10 protein-coding genes and 2 pseudogenes are annotated in these 20,794 nt (G+C 58.5%); 2 read left to right on the plus strand and 10 right to left on the minus strand.

Features of this window, described 5'->3' with window-relative positions; translation table 11 throughout:
• Nucleotides 1-461: 461 nt before the first annotated feature.
• From AC1DZ8_RS17845 to AC1DZ8_RS17855, 3 genes are all read right to left on the minus strand, one after another.
• The gene (locus AC1DZ8_RS17845; protein ID WP_477307067.1) at nucleotides 462-2,144 is read right to left on the minus strand and encodes a trypsin-like peptidase domain-containing protein; all 1,683 of its coding nucleotides are present in this window, start codon (nucleotides 2,142-2,144) and stop codon (nucleotides 462-464) included.
• 19 nt (nucleotides 2,145-2,163) lie between these two features.
• Nucleotides 2,164-4,905, minus strand: coding sequence for a phospholipase D-like domain-containing protein (locus AC1DZ8_RS17850; protein WP_477401313.1), 2,742 nt, complete (start codon nucleotides 4,903-4,905; stop codon nucleotides 2,164-2,166).
• A 503-nt stretch (nucleotides 4,906-5,408) separates the two neighbouring features.
• Nucleotides 5,409-6,320 (minus strand): nucleotide-binding protein, encoded by a 912-nt coding sequence (locus AC1DZ8_RS17855; protein WP_477307070.1) that lies wholly within the window; start codon nucleotides 6,318-6,320, stop codon nucleotides 5,409-5,411.
• A gap of 1,434 nt (nucleotides 6,321-7,754) precedes the next feature.
• Between AC1DZ8_RS17855 and AC1DZ8_RS17860 the strand changes: the two genes are divergently transcribed.
• Nucleotides 7,755-8,438 carry a tetratricopeptide repeat protein gene (locus AC1DZ8_RS17860; protein WP_477307122.1) on the plus strand — a complete coding sequence of 228 codons (684 nt, stop codon included), beginning with the start codon at nucleotides 7,755-7,757 and terminating at the stop codon, nucleotides 8,436-8,438.
• Here the strand turns inward: AC1DZ8_RS17860 and AC1DZ8_RS17865 are convergent.
• The 7 genes and pseudogenes from AC1DZ8_RS17865 to AC1DZ8_RS17895 all read right to left on the minus strand — a co-directional run.
• Nucleotides 8,379-8,924, minus strand: a pseudogene (locus AC1DZ8_RS17865) (transposase domain-containing protein); the annotation flags it as partial. The gene AC1DZ8_RS17860 and the pseudogene AC1DZ8_RS17865 overlap by 60 nt on opposite strands.
• A 15-nt stretch (nucleotides 8,925-8,939) precedes the next feature.
• On the minus strand, nucleotides 8,940-11,363 hold the full coding sequence (locus tag AC1DZ8_RS17870; protein WP_477401315.1) for a M15 family metallopeptidase domain-containing protein: 2,424 nt from the start codon (nucleotides 11,361-11,363) through the stop codon (nucleotides 8,940-8,942).
• A gap of 217 nt (nucleotides 11,364-11,580) precedes the next feature.
• Nucleotides 11,581-12,540 (minus strand): SLATT domain-containing protein, encoded by a 960-nt coding sequence (locus AC1DZ8_RS17875; protein WP_477307074.1) that lies wholly within the window; start codon nucleotides 12,538-12,540, stop codon nucleotides 11,581-11,583.
• 48 nt (nucleotides 12,541-12,588) lie between these two features.
• Nucleotides 12,589-13,947: an MBL fold metallo-hydrolase gene (locus AC1DZ8_RS17880; RefSeq protein ID WP_477307076.1), complete on the minus strand. Its 1,359-nt coding sequence runs from the start codon at nucleotides 13,945-13,947 to the stop codon at nucleotides 12,589-12,591.
• A complete protein-coding gene (locus AC1DZ8_RS17885) occupies nucleotides 13,929-15,869 on the minus strand; it encodes a gluzincin family metallopeptidase (protein WP_477307078.1) in 1,941 nt (646 codons plus the stop codon). The genes AC1DZ8_RS17880 and AC1DZ8_RS17885 overlap by 19 nt, the downstream gene beginning before the upstream one ends.
• A 536-nt stretch (nucleotides 15,870-16,405) precedes the next feature.
• On the minus strand, nucleotides 16,406-17,563 hold the full coding sequence (locus AC1DZ8_RS17890; RefSeq protein ID WP_477307080.1) for a patatin-like phospholipase family protein: 1,158 nt from the start codon (nucleotides 17,561-17,563) through the stop codon (nucleotides 16,406-16,408).
• A gap of 698 nt (nucleotides 17,564-18,261) precedes the next feature.
• Entirely contained in the window at nucleotides 18,262-19,425 is a 1,164-nt protein-coding gene (locus tag AC1DZ8_RS17895) for a hypothetical protein (RefSeq protein ID WP_477307082.1), read from the minus strand.
• Nucleotides 19,426-19,871: 446 nt separating this feature from the next.
• Here AC1DZ8_RS17895 and AC1DZ8_RS17900 point away from each other — a divergent pair.
• A pseudogene (locus tag AC1DZ8_RS17900) lies at nucleotides 19,872-20,324 on the plus strand (transposase); the annotation flags it as partial.
• Nucleotides 20,325-20,794: the final 470 nt, after the last annotated feature.

Raw genomic sequence — 20,794 nt, forward strand, 5'->3', positions numbered from 1 at the left:
ACTCGATCATTCCTTCGACGCCAGGTTCTTGGGGCTAGGACGAGGGCGTTCGGGACGAGATTGCCGCCCATGGCGCGACAAGGATCATGGCGTGAGAGACCTCGATGCGCTGCTCATAGCCGCCGGCTCCTGAGCGCCCTGGAATATCCCAATGATAGCGGTCCCACCGACACTCACGTCGTCTCTGAGCATGAAAAAGCTCGCGAATTGCGGCTTGACCCATTGCGTTGTCTTTTCGGCGCCAGCATAGCGCGCTCCCGCACGCGCTTCCCCGAACCTGAGCGCTTGAGTATTCATGTGGCTAGTAGCGCTGCGAACGTCCTTGCCTAAAGGGAAATTGACTCGGCCCAGCACGCGCAGCGCCATTGCGCCTAACTCTGGGGAGGTGACTCTTGGTACAAACCCGTTCGAAGCATGGGCGGCCGAGGCGCTGCTGCGATCGCCGCCGGAGGCCAACCGACTTACGAAATGAAACGAAAGCCCAAGCCTTTTACCGCATGCCGTAGCGCAGCGTCGATTGATACGATCGACACTCCTTCATTGGCGCGGTTGTAGTATCTATAGCCGCTCAAAGTCATGCCGGTGCTACCGTCTCTGGTTAGAGTTGCCCGGTGAAGTGCGATCAGCGCCCACTCTTCTTTGGCGAATACTGGGCTGCCGGAACTGCCTTCTCGCGTTGGGGCCCGGTAGTGCAGTCTGACGGGGCTTTCATCCCCGCGGCCGACTTCCTCGTCCAGCAGTTCGTTGTCCTGCAGGGACATCTGCAGCTGCTCGCCGCTGGCATGGCCAATGACGTAGACTCTCGCCGCGTTGTTCAAGGGCGGCAGGGCCGCGCGGGGCTCAAGCGCGACAGCTCCCTCGGGAACCGAAGTTAACCTGAGCAGAGACGCGTCATGTAATTCACTCTCCCAGACGATTGCGGTAGGCTGCAACAAGATCGTGGCGTCCACGGCTTCGAAGCGTACGCGAACGCTGTTCAGCTTGCCGGCCGACGGCTTTTCCGCCGAAACGACGTGTTGATTGGTAAGCAGATAGTGGCCGCCGCCGCCACCTTCAACGGCGATCAAGAAGCCCGTTCCAATTCTTCGCGAGCCGACGAAATCGGGTATCATGATTGCCGCGACGGACTTGGCCCGCTGAATCCCCAGGAGCACCCATGCAAACGGAAGCGGCCCGTCGTCTTCAAACACCGCCTGTTTTTGGTAGATTGCGGCGAAGGCATCCGCATCGAATTCCAAACTTCCACCGCTTCGCTCCAGCAACGCTTGGCGGAGACCCATGACAACCCCCAATACGCGTGGCGAACTTTGCGTGTCGACTGCCCATATTTCCCTTAGTTGACGGTCAAAGCTGGCCAGTACGAAAGCGTCCGCGCTGTTTGGATCGACTGCGGGAAGTGTCTGGAAATAGCCCCCCGCTCGCACCTTTTCGAGAGCCTTCTCCTCGATTTCGATTTCTTGCTGGGTTTTCCTACCACCGACCAACGCCAGCACGGATTCGGCGAATCGATCATAGTCGCCAAGAGAAAGTGCGATTTCCGCCGAAGTGGCTTGCCACCAGTGGTAGTGACTCTCTCTATCCTGAACAGCATACAAGTCATCGCTGACAGACTGGGCCCAACTGTTGGGAGAAAGCCCCTTTGGCGCACTCAGGTTGAGCCGTTTGGCAAGGGACAGCAGGCTCACAATGTTGATGCCCGGGAAATACCGAAGACTCCTGTTGTCGCCAGCACGCTCATAGGCGGCTAGGTAGTATTTCAAAGCGGTCGCAAGATGCGCTCGGTTCTTCCCATCGTTTGGGCCGGCATCAATGAGCCGTTGCTTGGCAATGCGTCCTTCAAGAGCGATCAAATCGACAGCCATACTGTCTTCGTTTGTCGATTTGATTTTGCCGCGTATACCGTCCAGGACCTCATCGGCGGCTGACAGAAAACCAAGCTCTACTAAGGCCTGCGCCTGGAATTGCCACAAGCGGAGATTATCCCGATCGCGGCGTAAAAGTTGCTCACTAAACCAGGCAAGGACCACGTAATTCCGTGTGGCCTTGAGGTATTTTGCCACCGCCATCAAAGTCTGGGGATCGCTTTCGGCGGCGATCAATCTCTTAAGTCCATCGGGAATGCCGCTGATCTCAGATCTGGACATACGTTCCCCCTTTGCAGAACTAACCTTCAATTAGATCCGAGAGTCGCATGCGCGTGAACCCCGGAGGTGGCTCTTGGCCAGCGGCTGGGCGCACTCCGGCAGAGAACATGCCCGCTGGGCTGGCTTTGACTGGCTGTGCGCGTTTCCAATCGATTTCAAAGGCTTGGCGGAAATAGGATGCAACGTCTGCACTCTGGATGATCAGACTGGCATCCCGGTTCAATGTGACGCCGAGCCCACTCCAATTGTGGCTACCAATCAGGACGCGTTTCCCGTCAACCACCATCCCTTTGGTGTGCGTCCGGCCAATCTGGCGCACACAACGGTCGATATCCATACCACGTCGTTTCAGGTCTTGCGCTCCCGCCACTGGATCGTTCTCCGCGCGTAGTATGATCCGGAAATTAGCAATCTCCCTGCTCTTCTTGACCAATGCATCGGTAAGCTCAACGAGCGATCCCCCGCCCTTATATGCTGTGATGTAGGGGACTTGTAATAGAAGTTCGGACTGTGCCGAATGGATTAACCGAAGCACGGCATCGGAGTATACCTTGCCGCCTCGATCCGGTGTAAGTAAAGGCTCAACTGTGGCTTGTCCCTTAACATCCGCGATCTCCAAGAGGTCGATTTTCCCTACTGATTCTAGATCAGTGGCCTCCAGGATTGCTGTTGGCACATCGACCTCGATATCCGCCGGAAGGGGTGCCTCTTGGCGGCCACCAAGCGCCCGTGATCGCAACAGATCCTGGCGGATGTGTGCCCTGAAGCAGGTGCTAAGCCGTTCGTTCTTGACGACCACGTGCCATTCACGGTTGCCTGACCTTATAGTTCTGTTACCGTCATATTCATCGGCAGCGGCTATCTTGGGCTGGCTGGTTGAAGTCCAATTCCCACTGGACAGCCAGACATAGTTTCGATCCCGGACCGAAACCTTGATGTGATAGCTCGATCGAACTAGTCCGCCTCCGCCGATCGGGACGAATGCATTTTCGAAACGTATTCCGTCGCGCTCCTGCCATTTGGCGAAGCGTTGCGTACGGTTGAACTCATCATGGCCGTCATCGCCCCCGCGGGTGTGAGGGTCCATGACCAAAGTGAATGCCACCTTGTCGCCGTTGACAATCTCGCGCTCCACCGCGTCAGCGATGTAAGCGGCATGAAATTCATAGATCGAAGCAACCAATTCGCTGTCGGCACCAGCCAGAAACTCACTAAGGCCACGCCAGCTCCGCTCAGGCCCCACGTGGCATCTAAATTCGAATTCCTCAGCCACGGGCACGAAACTGAAGTCTTCGCCTTGCCGCGCCTCGTCGTCATACGCAATCGCGACGCCGGCTTCCTCGTCAAAATTTTCATAAAGATCGAAGATGCCGGCCGGCCGGACACTTACAGGAAAGCCACCGATCGCTGCCGGTGCCGCCTCCTTCACCGATTCAAGGAAATTTGGATCTACCAAGACTTGAACGCAGGGCGTGTCGGAAATCGAGCCGTCCACAGCGAAGAGATAGCCTGGATGCACCGCCCGTACACGAGCCGACCTAACTGCCGAGCGCAGTGCATCTGAGGCTTTGTCCACAGTTTCGAAGTCTTCAGATTGATTTTGTCCCGCAACGGCCGCAACTGATGCGCTTCCCAAGGGACCAAGCGATACTGTGATCGACAGTGGTATCGTCACAGAAACGGAGGACGTCGCTAAACTGACTTTGGTACCAGCATCGCGAGAGCCCTGAGCCTGCAAACGGGCAAAAGACTGGGGATGGAAAATTATGTCGTCTGTCTCTGTGGCCGGCTGTACGACGTAGGGGGTAAGCCATGGCTTGTCTTTGATGTAACTCCTGATCATCGTTACTGGGACCGCATAATTTTCCAGAAAATAGGCCCCGGCAAAATGCAAGCCGACAACTCGTCCGTCGGTCAGCGAAATCAAAGGCGAGCCGGAATTTCCCCCGAGCGTGGTGCAATCGTGTGTCGTCCAGGCACCGCTCGAGCCTTCGATTTCCCCTGGGGCAATCCGCTTAACGTCGAACCGTCCAGCGAATATTTTGTGCATCAGGTCCTGATCGGGCGCTCTGGTTTCGTCGGCGCGCGCCGGATAGCCTATAACCGCAATATTGTTGCCGGGCGAAGGTTCGTCCTCGGCGAGAACAAGGCGATCTTGAACCAACCCGTCGGTGCGACGACCGATCTTGAGAAACGCTATATCCGCCTTGGTCGGGTTCGTCTCAATGTAAAGAATGTCCTCAATCTTGAAGGCCTGCGACCTGTCATCGATTAGATCGTCTATCTGCCGCCGATAATTCAATTCAACCGACAATCGCTCGCCAAGATGGTTGAGATAGAACTCGTAGCATCCCCGTTCCTCGCGACCGATGAGGACCGCGACATGGCGATTGGTCACCACAATGTCGGGTTCAATAAGCCAGCCAGTCCCGACGTATGAAAAATTGGCTGAGTTTCGGACATCGATCCGGCCAATGAGCGGTATGATCGGGTTGAGCACAGGCGCCGCCTTTTCAGCTGCCTCTACCAGCCAATGGGCTTGCGGATCGATAAAGGCTCCGTCAAGGGACAGCCGATCTTTTCGGATCGGTAGGACTGGCCGCTCCTGTTTCACGATAGCTTCGAGAGCGATTAGAAGATGCTCGGCTCCGTCGTGTGCGATTCCTACCGATTCATTCGAAATACGTGAACTGAGCACCCTCTCAGGTCGCCTCAATTGCTGACGGTCCAACCATTGTTGAATTTTCTTGGAGGTTAACATCCCTATTTCTTCTCAAGCGCCTGATAAAAGTGTTCTCTCGCGCACTCGAATGCTCCGCAGACTAACAAGCTGGTAGTCCTTCGACAGCGCAAAGTCTACCTTGCCCAAACCGGGGCGAGTGATTGCACAGGGAAGAGTGTTGAACTCTACCCCTACCTTCGGGTTTAACTACGACCGCAAACGCCGACGCCGGTGCCGTCGGGAATCCGGCGATCATGATGTCATCCGCATCGCCTGTTGCGCAGGAGCGGGCTTTCTCCGGCCTTTGGTCTCTGGCGGCCGGCAGGACGTGCCGCACTGGGTGCAGACCTTCGCCCGCGCGTGCATCGACGCCAAGCACGGACCTCTTCGTCAGCCACGGACATTCGGAAGAGGACGAGTGGGGCCCGGCGGACGTCTGGCAAAAGCATTGTCGCGGCGTGCCGCTACGATGTTAGCGGACGCCTTGGGGAGATAGACCTTCCTATCTCCCTCTGCGGCGGGACCGCATTTACCTCCTTTTTTCAAAGCGCCTCGACGAATGACCTCACGCTGTCTTCAATCGGGCCAATATCGGACCTATCATTTAGTGCCGCATAAACATCGCCGCCGAGGTCTGCTGGCATTTTGGAGCCAGTCTCGCGTACGATGAGAACGCTATGTTTTCCCTTTTGGGCAATGAAGTATCCCGCCTCGAATACGACATTGTCCCTTGGGGCAGCCTTTTCGATCTGCGCAAGGTCAGACAAATCGTCATCCTTCGTGAACAGGAAGACGCCAGCGCTGCATTGCGCTGCGGCCCCTTCTATTTGTTCGAGTATCGACCGGCCGGGTCTGAAATCGGTTTGCCAGTCCAATACATTCGCGCCAATGCCTACCATGTAGCGCTTCAGGTTAGCAGCCGTTCCTTTAGAACTGCTGCAATACCCGAGGAAAATGTCCTTCCGCTGTAGCAATTTAGCCTTCCAGTATTCGAAGGGGACAGTGAACTCTTTCTGATTTAGCCAGCTTTGATTAGCCAACGGAGAAAACTGTCCGACATACCCACCGAAGCCATCATCAAAGACAACACGGCGCAGCAGATTTTCCTGAACCAAAACGAGTATGGGCAGCCCGAGCATGCGAGCGAGAGCCCCTTCATAATGGGAAAATTCAGTTCCTAACCGGACGAATTGAGATTCAGGATCATGAAAAGTCCAGCGCGGCATTCCGATTAGCACCGTTCCAACGCATCGTCTGGCGATCCGCTCTGCATCGTTCGCTGTCCATGGTATGCTGGAGGCAAGCCCCGCCTTGCCTCTTGGATTGGTAAATATCTCAGGCGAGTAGCCGAGTTTTTCAATCTCGTCGACAATGCCCCATTTGAGCTCATTGAGGTTGTCAGGCAGCCATTGATCGGCTGGCATGCTGATGTAGATACGGCGTGTGATCGGCATGCGTTTGCTCCAGGTTCGCGGCGAAAAGCGGAGGGAAGGTGCTACTTGAGACGCAGAGCGCCAGTATGCACCAGTGGGAAGTAGCTGAGCAACCAAAGCCCTTTGCGCGCCCGAAAGCATCTCCGATCAATCGTAGCGGATGAGCCCATCGGTCAACGACGGGCTGGCAGCGACCGGCTGCGGCCGACGGCCCTTTCCTTAACCAGTCTCTGGAAGATTTTTCCATGCCTCGGGGACGACAGCAGATGACATGACGACGGACTTGGTGGCACGCGCCTATCGGGTGCCGGCAATTCGACGGTATCGCCGTCGATTACGGAGGGGCGGCTTTTCATCGGACCAGGCAGCGGTTCTGTCCAATTTGTTGTGATACACTGGAGGCCAGAGGTGTTCTGAAGGGCCGCGGCCACAGCAGTGCTAAACTCCATCTGGCCGCACGGACGCTTCCTCAAATCGGGAAGCCGTTCTGCTCGCAAAAATTGACGGCTGCGGCATATCAATGCCCGACCGAGCGCGCTAAAATTGCACGGCCCATAGCCATACCGCCCGATCCCACGCACTGATCCGGCCGCGACAGCGAGGAGGCGTTTGTGCTGGTCAGCATCACTGTTGCCTGCCCGCGCTGCGGGCAATCCACCGTGCTCGGCGCTTGAGTTCGCGCGCAAGCCCCGCGACCCAATCGTTTTCCTCCGCCGTGCCCCAGCGATAGGAAAAAAGATGAAGGGCAGAAAGCTCTGCGGCGGCGGGGCGGAAAGCCGCGCGCGCACGGCCTGGTTCAACTGAGCCACCCAGACGTTGCGCCAGCCGACTGGTTCGGCCGCATCCCTCGGCGCCCTAGGCGAGCCGTCGAGCTGATAGAGTATGCGGTCCGTACGGGAGATCTTTGTTTCGAGATCTTCATCGCTGATGGTGCCCGGCGTCCCCGGCAATGTCATCCACGTGCGCGCCGGACACACGCTCGAGCTTGTGTTGGACGACGTGTTCCCGCCGATCGACAACGGGTCCGACCAAGACACGGCTGAGCGCGCTCGCGCGCTGTTGATGAGATCGCACCAATTGCTCTGTGGCGGCGATATGCATGGGGCTTTTGACTGCGCCCAAGCCTTGACCGATCTGCTGCCCGGCGTGGTAGACGGCCCGGCACAAAAAATCCGCGCGACACTGCAGGCGGATTGGGCAGAACCGGGCCTCGCCGCGGCCCGCGAGGCGCTCGCGCTGGCGCCGAAGTCGGCCGAGCTTCACTATGTCGCCGGTATCTTCGCCAATGCGGCCCGCGAACCACAGGAGGCGGCGCAATATTTGGGGCTTTTTCTCGAACAAGGCGATGACAGAGGCGAAACTGAGCGCGCCAACGCCCATCTTGCGCTGGGCTCCGCGCTCGACGATCTCGATCAGGTGTTTGCGGGACTGGCGCATGTTGAGATCGCCCGCAGCATGGGCGGCGACCACGCGGAATTGTTGAACACGCTTGGTTACCTGCTCAGGCGGGCGGGCCAGCCGGAGCGTGCCGCAGAGGCATTTCATACCGGCCTGCAGGTCGATCCGGCGCATCCGAGTCTCCTGATCAATCACGCCGCGGCATTGATCGAAGCGGCACGCTACGACCAGGCGACAGAGGCCATCGCGGCGCTCGAAGTCCACGATCCAACGGCGCCGCAACTAGCGGGACTGCGCGATCTGCTGGCTGAACTCGCCGCGCAAGGCGGGCAGGGCGCCCGTGTCGCACTCATGGACCTGCCGCCATGGCGAGCGCCGGAGCAGATCGTCGAATGTTCGTCCTGCGCGGCGTGGATTCCGATGCAGGCGCGCGAAATGCTCTGCGGCCGCTGCGGCAGCGTGCTTTCCGCGCCCGGCTTATGTCCATGCTGCCGGTCGGATGGCCGCGTCGTGCTGATCCCGGGTCTTGAGACGCTCTGTCCCTATTGCCGCTCGGGCCATTTGACGGTGAGCGAGGTCGAGGGTGCGCCATCGTCGGGCATGGCGAGGGCCGCCGGCGATCTCCTCAAAGTCGGTCGGACGCGGGATGTTGCGTTCACCCCTTGGCGGGTTAGTTCCAGAGGCATCGAAGACGGAACGCAGTTCATAGGCTGCCCGGCCGGTCCAATCGGCAAGTGTTGATCGTCGATATCGATACCGGCTCATAATCTGCGCCTGCCGAATAGAGGGGCATATGACTGGCATATTTGGAGACCAGCACATGAGCGACCGTGGCTTCGGTCGGCGGGCCCGCCTGGATCAGGCGTGCAGGGACTGGAGCTTGTACGACACCATCAGTGCAGGCGCGGCAGGTGTATTTGGGCCGGCGGGTAATGATGACGCGGAACTGTGCCGGGATCACATCCAGCCGCTCGGAGATATCCTCGCCGATAGTGAACGGCGATTGGTGGTACGTGGTTTGGAGACCCGTTTGCGCGGGGCGGCCTCGGCATCCTCTTCGGCGTGGGCAGCCGCGATGGCCGTTTCTAAATCCCCAAGTGCCAGATCGAACTGATCAGGATTGCTCTTCTCGGATTTGCGCCCGAAAGCCGCCTGCTTGAAGGCGGCAACCAATCTTTCCAGCCGCTCAATCCGTTCGTCCTTGCGAACTTCACGCGCCGCTGATGCTGCGCTGGTGTGATTTCAGAACCGCGGCCGCTGTTCATCGTCACGGATCTCAAAATGCATGTAGTCCTTGGTGCCCGTCGAGGTGCCCAGCCAGCGCAGACCGCCGCCGTCGCTGGCGGCGAGGCCACAGATAACTTCGACGGGGAGGTTGATGAATCCATACTTGGCGGTCGTCGCCGCCGTGCCGGTGATTGCCGCCTTGAGGTTGGATTTCTGCGCCATGGTGAAAACGCTCATCGCGTAGACCAGCCGGTTGGCCATCGCTGAGAGCTTTGCCGTTGGCACCAAGAGAGCAGTGAGCTTGGCCTTCAGGCCACCGAGATCGGGATGCGGTGGTACGGCAAGGGCCAGAACCTTGCCGGCATCGGCGATCGAGATCGCCAGTGTAAGCTCCGTTTGGAAACCGCTGCGGACGGCTGCGGTAAGGCTGGTAAGTGTCTTGTTAGCGGCGACGTAATCAGCGCTAGCCTTGCGGAGAGTTTTCACGTCGGGCAGCGACGCATCGTAGCTGCGCGCCGTCTTGAGCCGGACGCTCTCGGCACCATAGGGCTCGACACCTGTGAGGAACTTGACGAGATCGATCCAGCGTGCACGTTCGTCCGGCTTCATCGCCATGTTGGGATTGAACTGGGGATCGAGATCGATGGCGATGCCAAAACTGTGGAGGCTGGGCTTGCTAGCATCATTGGCGTTCGGCCGAATGTTGAAGCCAACGATGCTGGCCACCGCGCCAAGCTGGGCGGCGGCGCCTTTTGCGTTGAGCAGCGCCTGCGTGGCTTGCATCCGCGCAGCCATCTGGGCGTGAACCTTCATCGATGCCCCGCCCGGCCGCAATTGTCCGGTAACGAAGGCAGCATAGTACGCATTGATGCGCTGGATAGCCTTCTGGGGACTGCTCGGCGCGCCAAAGGCACTGAAAATCATGGTGCGCATGTGCGCCCAGTCCGAAATGCGGCCTTCCCCCACGTTGCGACGCACGAATTCGGAAAGGCTCATCCACTCCGCCGTCAGAGAATCGGGCGCCGCTGCAGAGAGCGCCGTGAGCGATGCGACCGGAGCAAGATTGGCCCAGGCATGGGCAAACGACGCATCGGTCAATTCATTGATGCCCGCTTTGTCGAGTCCGGCAACGGCCGCAGACAGGTCTGATCCGGATAGTCCCGGGATGACGCCCGTTGTCGCGTGATCGTCCTGAGCATGGATGTTTTCGACCACACGCGGCCACATCCACGCCAGCGTCTCGCGATCGCCGGCCACCCGGCTTGCCGCATCGCCGATCACATTGCTCGCGGCGGTGCTTGAGGTTGCCAGCAATGCGGAGCCTGCCAGCTGCGTGGCGACGGCCTTGGTTACTGGCCACTTGGGACTTTGGGGCTCGGAAAAGGCGAGCGGCGCAAGAGCGTTGCCCCCAAGCTTGGGCACGGCGGTCGCTGGGATGGTCTTGCCATCGGGTGATCCGGCAAGTCGCTTGGCATAGGCCACCGCCGCGTCGCCCGAACCATTATAGGTGCGCCACGCCGCAAGAGCCCATTTGTCCCAGGTGATGTCCTTGGTTTGCGCGGCCTTGAGTTTGTCGAAGAAGATGTTGGCGCCGGCCGCGATATTGGCCCGCCAGTCCCACGCAAACCACGTCTTGAGCTTGGCAGGGTTGGTGAACTGCGAGATTCCAACGCCAAAATCGAACGCCGCCACGGGGTAGTCGGGCGGGTCGTCAGGCCAGTCAAACACCTTCTTGAAGCCGTCTTCGCCGAATCTCGTCTGCGTCTGTCGCCTCTCGCTGAACTGCTCCATATTGGCTTCCCAGGCGAAGACGGCGTTGAGCATTGCTTCCAGCGGCGCTGCATTTCGGCCGGCCACAACCTTCTTCACCTGTGCCCGGATATCGGCTTCGGTTGGGTTGGTGCCCGTGATCCGCAGATGCACAAAATCCTGCAGCCACACGTCGCCCGGCTTCGCAGCAACGGTCAGTATGGCGTGGCCACCCGCGACGCGATCATCCAGATTGTCATAGACCAGACCGGGCGGGACGGCACCGGCAGCGAACAGTGTGAACTCCGCGCTCTGCGACGAGCCGGTCCATTCGGCCTCGAGCGGCACGATGCGCGACGCGTAGTGGTAATTTCCGACATTCTTGAAGCGTCCAAGGACGTGCAATGTCTGCAGGCGCCAGTGGATAGGCTTCGCGCCGTTCGGGGTGAAGCCCGCGATGTCGCAGGTCACCTTGATCGGCGGCATCTTGCCGCTGGCCGAGACCGCCAACACGTTGCCGTTGAACTTGACACCGCGCGGGACGCCGTTGGGTTTGTATTCCGGCGGGTCCCCGCGGTCGAAGCTGCTCAATCGCAGGCGATTGCCGCCGTCATTCAGGTTGCGCGTGGGTAGGATGATGCCCTTGTCAGCACCGACAAACTTATCTTCGTCGATCACCGGTTTCGCCATCCCATCCTTCCCGGCGCGAACTATTTCTATCCAACGATACTTATTACTAGTGCCGAAGTATTTCCCTGTCGATTGTCAGTCGCAGCTTTATCATCAATCACACGCTGTACGAAAATCCATTTCGGTGCGAAATCTATCGTCCAGCGTTTAGCCGTTGAACTAGAAAGACCGCGATGTAGCACTCAACCACACAGGGCACCCGTATGACTATGGAGCACTATGCCAGGGCAACCGTGTAGTTCTGAAGTCCGGGCTTCACCTCCACCACTTCCGACAGATTGATGTCCTGGGCGCCTTTCTTGGCCTTCACCTCGATTTCGCGCGTCCCAGGTACTATGCCCCGTATGGCAAACTTCTTCATAACCGGCTTGTCGTGCCGCTTCGCCTGATCGACCAGCACGACGAGGTTTCCGTCAAAGCTGCCGGTCACGGTCACGTTGAGATCTCCCGGTAACAGGGCAGCCTTCGCCTGTTCGGCGGCCTTCGTCGCTTCTTCGGCGGCCTTCGTTACCTTGTCCATGGCGGCTTGGAGATCGGTCTTGACGGCACCTATGCCATCCTTTGCGGCAGTCTCCAGTTCCTTTAGAGAATCCATGAACTCGGTGCGCCATTCCGTCTGTTCGGTCGAAACCAGTGTGTCGATGTCCTTGCACAAGGCCCGCGCCAACTCGATCGCTCGCTCGCGCGCCGCCTTTTTGTCCGCGGATGCAGTTTCAAGCAGCGCCGGGTATTCTTTGAGAATCGTGAGCTGAAACTCGTTCCACAAGTTCCGGATCGCGATCGTGATCGTCAGATGGCGAAAGTATGCGGCACTGAGGTCAGTTCCACGCTCGAATAATGCAATCGCACCCATGACCGCATAAATGACGAACGCCCAGAACAAACCTTCGGTCTGCCACCCCTTGAACCAACCCTCCTGTGGTGCGGCAATAGCTGCAATTCCAGCAAGGGCCGTGAAGAGCAGGGCGGCGGCACCAAGCGTGCCGAGTGTCCACCGTGAGGTATTGATCCACCAGGAATTTCTGGTGCGAAGGGAGCGATAGAAATTTTCTCGATCCGTTTTTAGCTTTTCGACTGCCCCATACAGGAAGTCGAAAAAAGTCGCGAAGTCTTCCTGTTTGATGTCTGCCAATTGAGCGTTGAGGATACTGAACGTGTCCCCTTTCTCTTGCGGCATGCCCAGAACTCCCTTCGCCCAACACCCAAGCGACATTGCCCCATCCTTCTAGTCAAACGTCACATCTATGTAGCCGTTGTTCTTTCGGATGCGCTCGAAATCGGTGCGTGGCGGCTGGAATTCCTTTAGCCAATCGCGTTCATACGCCTCAAAGTCTGCAATATCCTTCGGCTTGTAGTCGCGCAGGTCATCAGCATATTTTGTGGCGCCATCAACGCGCCGGGCGATTTCCTTCAACATCTGTCCTCGCGGAATGGTGCGGTATTTGCCGCGCTCGGTAGAGACCACGGCACGAGCGGTAGGTTTTTTGCCGGCCTTGGGTAGAGGAAGGATCGCCTCGAGGATCCTTGCTTCCTCGGTATTTGCACCCGAGCCCATATCCCAAGGCGTGGCATTTTCACTGCCGTGGTGGCCGACCTTCAGAAAGTCGACGGGTTGGGCAAGCAGCTTGTTCCGCTCTTTCCACATCACGTTCCAGGAGCCGTTCATTTTTCCGTCTTTGAAAGCGCCGTGCCATTCGGCGTCGCCGACGAACAACAACCGCTTTCGCTTCCATTCGATCAGCAGCACCACGCTCGAATTGTTCTTCAGCTTGCCGTCAAGTTCCGCAAAAGCGAGCGCATTGGACTGCATGCGGGCTCGCAGTGCTCGAAATGCAGCCGGGCTGATGTTCTTCGGTTCCGGTAACTGTTCCGACTCTGGTGCGCTGGCGATTTCGATCTTAGACTCGTCCTTCGCTGCAAAGGCTGCGGGGCCAATTACCCCCTTGAGGTTGGCTTGGGCGAGTGCACCAAGATAGAATCGGTCGAAATCCAACTCGGGGCCCAAAATTTGAATTTGTGCGTCTGGGTGCAGCTTGATCCCGAGGTCCTTATGGGTCTGGCCGGCATGCACGTAGGTCGGTTCGTTGTTACCGGTGAGCAGGGCGTGGCGAAGCGTGTTCATGGCGCCGGCATTGCCGATCTCGAAGACCGATACAAGTTCAGCGAGACGTGGACTGAGCGCGGGACCGAGCGCGCTGAGGCCCGCCATCGCTTTCTCCGCCACCTTACGTATCTTGCGCGTCTTGCCCGCTTGTGGATGTTTCGGGTTCATCGCACAATTCATCCACACATTGCCGACAGAGAATGCTTTCCACAGTGACGGATCGAACCCTGCGATATGGTCTTTATGCTCATGAGTGACGACGACGAGATCTAGTCGCTTTTTCTTCCCATCGGTGGCTGTCGGAAGTTCGCTTGCCAATTGCCTGAGCGCCACCTCGAGCAGCTTCTCGGAACTCCAGGTGCCACAGTCGATAAGCATGTGGAAAGCGTCGTCGTTCTTGCCACTCTTCCCGGGAACGCGAACATAGATGCAGTCGCCGAGACCGACGTCGTAGACGCGTATCAGGAGCTCGTTCGCCATCGCAGACCCCTCAGGCTGGCATCGTAATCGTCGTGATCGTTGTCTTCCTTACGATCATCGTCATCGTGAATGTGGAAATGCGGGGAGAGCTCAAAACGCACTTGCCCACCCGCCTCCCGCGCGAGGAGCGGCGGCGACAGCGCGCCGACCATGCCCTCCGGCCCGGCGAGTTCCTGACCTACCATGCCTTCATCAATACGCCGCGCCAGCGCCTCAAGATAGGCAACTCGCCGCTCCTTGCCGGCCTCCCAATCAGCGATCGCCCGCGCTTCTTCACCATTCGGTTTCTTTCCGGCGTCCTTCTTTGCTTGACCGGCCACGGCCTTGGCCGACGGTTCACTGCCGGGTTTTCGCATCCAGGAGAGCATGCTGCCATTCTCATCGAGCACCATGGTTGCGCCGCATAGAAAGCTTGTCGTCTGACCCTCATATGGGCCGAAGCGCTCGCCTTCGAGCACGATGTCCTCGCGCCAGAGATATTGCAGGATCACCTGCTTGGGCAGGAAGAGGCCACGGCCAACCATCTTTTCGGCAGCAAAGACTTCGTCGACGATTATGTCGACCGAGCGAGGGATATAAAGATCGTCGCGATTGTCATCGAGATAGCGATAGGCTTCGGCCCGAGAGCTTGCGATCATTGTCGGATCATGGGGGATATCGCCCGGCATTCTATCATAGAGTCCGGCAGGCTCCAGTAACTCGTCCACCTCCGTTTGGGTCAGAATTTCGCGATTTAAGAAGGCCTCGGCGATGATCTTGCGATAACCCTTGGGATCGGTAGGATCGGCGATCAGCAGATTGCGCAGCACCGCACGCGCGTAGTCATTGAAGGTCACCTCGACCGGAGGCAAGAGGTCGAGCGACTGGATGGCAACGACTTGCATGCGCGGCACGGTGAAGGCCAGCGCCTGCTTGGGCGAGAGGTTCTGGCCGTCCGCTCTCTCGCGCTCGAGGTATTGCTTCGTGAATTTGATCAATATGTCGAACATGGTCCCGGTTAGCACCTTGGAGAGGGCGTGCACCTCCATCTCGTCCTTGTACTTGCTCAGCTTGTCCTGGTTGGCGCCACTGCGCAAATAGTCCTGATCGTTCACCGCCCGACCAAACTCGGCAGCGACCGATGAAAGAAGTTCACCACCGGATTTGCTGTCGATCAGGCCGCCGGTGCGGTCAGCCAACTCCTGCCGGAAGGAGGTGTTGCGTAGCGACATCAGGATCGCCGTCAGGTCACCCAGGAATTCGTGGAAAGCTCCGGTTTGAGGCGACACCGCTTCGAGATAGTGAGGCCGAATCCCGTCCAGCACAGCATGCGCAAATTCATGATTGACTATATCACTGGACAAGCACGTGCGCACGCGCTTGCCGTTGCTGTCATCGAAATAGTAGAATTGCAACGAGTGGCTCTCGCGATCATAATACGCGTTGGCGCCGTAACCGGCGTTCGGGACGACCAGCAAACGGTTGCCCTCGAACGCCCAGGAGATGCTCCGGCCAAGCCCGCTTGGACCTTCGAAGTAATTCAGGGTATTTTGCACGATCGCCCAGGTGCTGACCTGGCGAAATTGAGGTGACTGCCTGATCTTCGCGTCTATCGTACGTCGCTCTGGATCGCGGAATTTCTTCGCGTCGTCGTCCCAAAGCGCCGGTTCCTCCAGCCTATTGGTCGTACTGTCGTAATCGACCACGGCGAAGCGCGCGCTGGTAGGCCCGTGAACAATTCCCGGCTCCCATGGCACATAAAATTCGTGATCGATATCGAGTCCGGGGTTCTTTGACGCAACCAGCGGATCTTTAAAATAGACGTCGAAACAGCGCGCTAGCCCCAGCTTTCGCCGTGTTGCTTCGTCTAGAAAGCGGCGCGACGCGTACAGGTCGCGTAGATCGTGCGGCCCCAGATCCAGCGCCCTGTGCACTTTTGCCATCCCCCCTCCCAAAACACTCGATACGACTCATAGCCCGTATCGCATCAACTTGAATACAAAAGTCGTCAGACACCTTGGTTAGCTGCCTAGCCAGATCTCGTATGTGATGAAGATAATGGGAAGTATACCTAGTCTTCTCAAAAAAGAAAGGCGGACGTACGACTATCCGCAGAGCCTCCCATATATCATAGGAGCTAGGAACCAGGGCAATTTCGAGGGTCTTCAACTAAGCCACTGCGGCATCCCCGCAACGGGAGGTATTGCGCGGGCATAAGGACTGTTGGAAGTCGTTATGCACGGGGGCTGGCGTCAGAGGACGCCCTACTTATGCCTTTGGAACAAAGCCTGAAAGTAATGGCGGCGCGACTACAAGCCTCCGCGGCTTTACAGGGCCGCTGGCTGCCGTGGCCAACATGAACCAAAGGCGCGCGCGTGCCCGAAGCAATCGCAACAGCACGGCCATTATTTCCCTGTCGTGACGGTTTCGGTTCGCGAGCAGCAAAGCCTTCGTTCTTGAGGACACGAGTCATGACCGATCATGGCGTCGGCCATTGGCCGTCGGGAATGTCGGCTGGTCCGCCCTTTTCCGTCCCGTAATAGGCGCGAATGCGCGACGCCGCATGGGCATAGCCAGCCTTGAGCAGAAGCGCTTGCGTTTTCTTCGGAAGCTTCCACAGTCGGGTTGACACTTGGCTTGCCTCTTCAGCCTCCGACTCCGTGAGCAAGGCCGGTCGGTCCTCCTCCTTTAGCAGCCTCGTGGTCAGTCCCCACATGGCGCCATTGCGCGCGCCGACCTGATAGGCGTGCACCATGATTCGCTCGCGCAGGTCCTCCGACTGGTCCATCGAAATGTCGACGACGCGCAGCGACTGCTGCAGCCAGTTCTCCTTCGGGTCAGGCTGACTGTCGAACGGCCGTCCTGCGTTGGAAAGGAGAACCGTACGGCAGCGCTTCCACACCGTCTCTGTACCGAGATTGTCATAGACGCCGCCGTCGGTGAGCACCGCCGTCTCGGTGAAAGGTGGGCGGGCGAGCTTGCCGCGTGCTTCGACCCTTAGCGTTCCGCTCTTCAGATCAATGGTGGTCGGCGACAGGAATGGCGGAAACGACGCCGATGCTGCGACTACCAGCGACAGCGGCACGTCGACGTTATCGAACTGGCCTATCGCGTAATCGGCGACATAGTCGGGCCGGAATCGCATGGTGTTGCCGGTCATCAGGTTGGTAGCGTTAAAAACGAAGGTTGGCGTGAGCGGCAGCGACGCCAGTCGAGCGCTGCCGGTCAAGTTGCGCTGATAGCTCTTGGCAGCTTGGTTGGAGGCCGAACTAAACGGATTGAGGCCTGCGAAGCCAGAGGCGATGTCGATGGAATCCTCTGCTTGCTTGAGTATTGGTTTGAGGAATTCCTGAGTGAGGTTGGCAGCGAAACCGGTCGCGTCGAAACCGAGCTTCGGATAGGCGAGAGCCAAGGCCGCGGCGGTCATGGAGCCGCCTGAGACGCTGGAGATGCGATTGAGCTTGGGCAAGAGGCCGAGTTCGTTCAGGCGGAACACTGCTCCGGCATGAAACAGCATGGCGCGGTAGCCGCCCCCCGACATGCAAAAGCCTACGACATTTTCCAGCTTTTCGCCGTCGATCGGCGTCTTCCTCACGTCCGATACTCCATCCGACGCGCCGTCCAGATTTCCAGACATTCTCACCTCCCTCTCGCGTCAGCACGACACTCGCCTGTGGTCCCAGACACAACCGAAATCGAGACCCAGTCAGATCATCGACACGTTCCCGCCACGTCCCTCTAGAAGTCGATAGATCGTAACAGGGGTCAAGCAGCAGCGGCTTTTCGGCTTCACGGCACATGGCAATATCAGCCAGCAGCGGTGCGCGCGAACCCTCGACTGGAAAGTTCTCGGCCTTCCCGACCATGCCTTCATGATAGGTTCGGCGCCGATTACAATCCATACAAGCTATCAGAATGTTGTCCCACTCATATGCAAGCCACGCGGAATAGAGTTGATTGCGCTCGGCCGTTAGCGACCGTGCCCCTTGCTTGGGACGAAAATGTTCCGCGTCGACTGGTTGGGAGTGTAAATAGGTTTCGCAGTATGCGCATTCCCCCCCCTGAAGAGGCGGGTGAGATCCGGTTTGACTGCCAAAAATATTTCGCGCTCAAATGTTATTCGAAGTTGCGCTAGGTGTTCCGACGCGCGAGGACAGTAAGCGTCGAACTTTTTCCCGCGCAGCCTCGGCGCGTTATGACAGCAGGATCGTTGGTATCGGCAAAGTCGAACGGTCTACAAAAATCATATTGATTGCACAGTGTTGGTAGGCGAGATGGAAAATCTACTATAGGCCTATGGATTGCGCCACCTAACAGGAGCCGATCCGGCCCGTTCTAGATCGACGGCATACTGAGATGACTCATGATTTGCCCAGACCGCACTGGATCGATCCTGTCAGCCTCTGCGAGTGCCCAACTTTGCCATGCTTCCAGTGTCGAGGCATCGATATCAGCCGAACCTTCATCGATCGCGCGACGGACGCGTTCAACAAGCGCGCGAATGTCTTCAGCTTGACGTAGCAGCTCTCCGCTGTTTCGCAGGTTTTGCAGGCGCGTTTGGTTAAGTTGAATCAGCCATTCCTGGCGCTGTTTCTCCTTTTCAATCCGCTCCCGCTCTGCACGCTCTTCGGCTTCCCGCAGGCTAAGTCGAAACTTCTTCTCGCCCGCCACGATGATTGCAGCCGCAATCTCGGCGATCTTTGACTCAAGCTTGGTGTCGCCGTCATCCTGCCACGAGACGGTGGCTTTGCGGTCGAACCTAGGATCGAGCCGCAGCGCGAGCGGCGTCGAAGTTGGCAGGTCTGGCGCCGGCCGCAGGTACCCCTGATGGCGCACGGTTCGGTGGCTGCCGACTATTTGTATGTCCAGACCCAGGGGGGTGTCGCCGATGATTGCTCGCGCATGGATTTCGCCATCATGCTCGTAGGCGTCGCCATCATGGCCGCGTTTGCTGAGCGCGAGAAACAGCGCATTCAAGATTCGCAGCCGCCGCTTGCCTAGTGGATTGTCCAACTTGGGTTCGTCAAAGGTCCACTGGCGTTCTGCATTTTTATCGCGGCGACGCTGCTCCTGCTTGAGCAGTTGAACGAGCCCTTTGTGGGGCCCGTCCAACGTCTGCGAGACAGAAGCTTTGCCGATCGCCTTCAGCTCCTGTGCTTGGAGTTCGTCGAGGTCTTCTGGAACCAACGCGGATGCAAATGGCCCATTGGATGCAAGAGGGGCTGCAATCGACAGCACCTTTTTGAATCGGGCGTCGACACTTGCTCGGCCCAGTTCACCGGGGCGCCGCGGTGGCGCTTTCGGAAGAGCTGGCACCTTCTTTCCGGCACGGATTTTGTTCCAGTATCCTTGCGGCGGCGACGCAACTCCACATCGCGTCAGCAGCTTCTTCAGCCCGACGTCGGACAGTTCGAGCTTCGCCGCCAAATCCCGCATCGGCGCAGACCAAGCGAACGCAATCAGATCGTCAGGCAACACAAGAATGTCTTTCTGCCACACGTTGGCTTACCTCCATTTGTTCAGCCAGACTGCTTTTGGCACGTCTTCGCAGTGTCGATATGACAGGCCGGCCAGAGCCGTCTAAGGTCAAATCTGGCAAATCCAACGTGCCATCGATCGCGCAAGGTACGTGCTTTCATCGTCATGGTGACGGCAGATCGGCCGCAGCTGAAGCACCGGTCGCCGCAAGCGTCAGCGGGATGCTCTGAAGTTATCTCCTTCCTTTCGTAGTTCCTCGGGCAACGGGGGGGGCCGGACATTGCCTCGTAGCAGAGCGCGGGATTGGTGCTGTCGAGGGTGGGGCCGCGAAACACGACCGAAGACCGATTGCCGCCCGTAATCGGGGCGGGCGCCTGGAGGGGCAGCAAAGCTGTGTGTCAGCCGCGGCGCCGCTGGCGACGGCCGGTAGTTCGGCGGCACATTCTGCGTCTGTCAAACAGCGCAGGAGGCGCTTCATGGCCATCCCCGGCGTCGGTCCGGTGACGGCGCTCTCCTTCATGACGGCGATCGAAGATCCCACGCGCTTCCACCGTTCACGCGACGTCGTCGCCTACTTCGGGCTGACGTCTCGGCGCTGGCAGTCGGGCACCTCGATCGACGTTCAGGGCCGCATCTCCAAGGCCGGCGACGCGGACGTGCGGCGCGCACTCTACGAGGCGGCGTCAGGACTGATGACGCGCTTCAAGGGCAAGGACAGGGTCAAGAGCTGGGGCCGGGACATCGCCAAACGCTCCTGCCACCGCAAAGCCTGCGTGGCGGTGGCGCGCAAGCTGGTGGTGATCATGCACGCCATGTGGAGCGACGGAACATTCTACGTCGGCGATGCGGCCGCGAGCGAGGCCGATGCCGCGCGGCGCGCCCATGTCAAGGACCGCAAGCTGCTGGGAGCGCATCGATGAGCGGCTCGGCGGCAAATGAAACGCATGGCGCCGGCACGTTGACGGACGCCATCTGAACAAGGAGATCCGCCCCGGCGGATGAGGACCGATGCAGACCAGGAACGACGGAACGCACGTTATCCTGCCTGCGGCCGACCCGATCGAAAGACGGCCGGACCGCGCTCGATTGCCTGTGACGATGCTCCGTCAGTCCGATGGAAAAGTGCGCCACGACGGTTCGAGCGCTGCATTCGTGCAGCCAAAACACCCCGTCGCAGAGCGCGGAAGATTGCACGGCGCATCGGAACTCGACGCCCAAAAGCGGAATCGTAGCGCAGAGAATAGATTCGTATATTATCGCATCATGAAGGAGAAACGACGATGGTTACAACGTATCTCCAAACACAACCGATTAAGATGGCAGGATAAAAGGGCGCACATTGTGCGTCGGTTGTGTGGTTGTTTTTCAGTAACTTAGAAGGTGGTTTTGC

It is taken from the genome of Mesorhizobium sp. P2_F7 (genome assembly GCF_056403695.1).

What these genes read in the sequence shown, in the direction of transcription:
- AC1DZ8_RS17850 (WP_477401313.1), bottom strand. Translation starts at nt 4,905, where the DNA reads ATGTTAACCTCCAAGAAAATTCAACAATGGTTGGACCGTCAGCAATTG.
- AC1DZ8_RS17860 (WP_477307122.1), top strand. Translation starts at nt 7,755, where the DNA reads ATGGGCGGCGACCACGCGGAATTGTTGAACACGCTTGGTTACCTGCTC.
- AC1DZ8_RS17890 (WP_477307080.1), bottom strand. Translation starts at nt 17,563, where the DNA reads ATGTCTGGAAATCTGGACGGCGCGTCGGATGGAGTATCGGACGTGAGG.
- AC1DZ8_RS17855 (WP_477307070.1), bottom strand. Translation starts at nt 6,320, where the DNA reads ATGCCGATCACACGCCGTATCTACATCAGCATGCCAGCCGATCAATGG.
- AC1DZ8_RS17845 (WP_477307067.1), bottom strand. Translation starts at nt 2,144, where the DNA reads ATGTCCAGATCTGAGATCAGCGGCATTCCCGATGGACTTAAGAGATTG.
- AC1DZ8_RS17880 (WP_477307076.1), bottom strand. Translation starts at nt 13,947, where the DNA reads ATGGCGAACGAGCTCCTGATACGCGTCTACGACGTCGGTCTCGGCGAC.
- AC1DZ8_RS17875 (WP_477307074.1), bottom strand. Translation starts at nt 12,540, where the DNA reads ATGCCGCAAGAGAAAGGGGACACGTTCAGTATCCTCAACGCTCAATTG.
- AC1DZ8_RS17870 (WP_477401315.1), bottom strand. Translation starts at nt 11,363, where the DNA reads ATGGCGAAACCGGTGATCGACGAAGATAAGTTTGTCGGTGCTGACAAG.
- AC1DZ8_RS17885 (WP_477307078.1), bottom strand. Translation starts at nt 15,869, where the DNA reads ATGGCAAAAGTGCACAGGGCGCTGGATCTGGGGCCGCACGATCTACGC.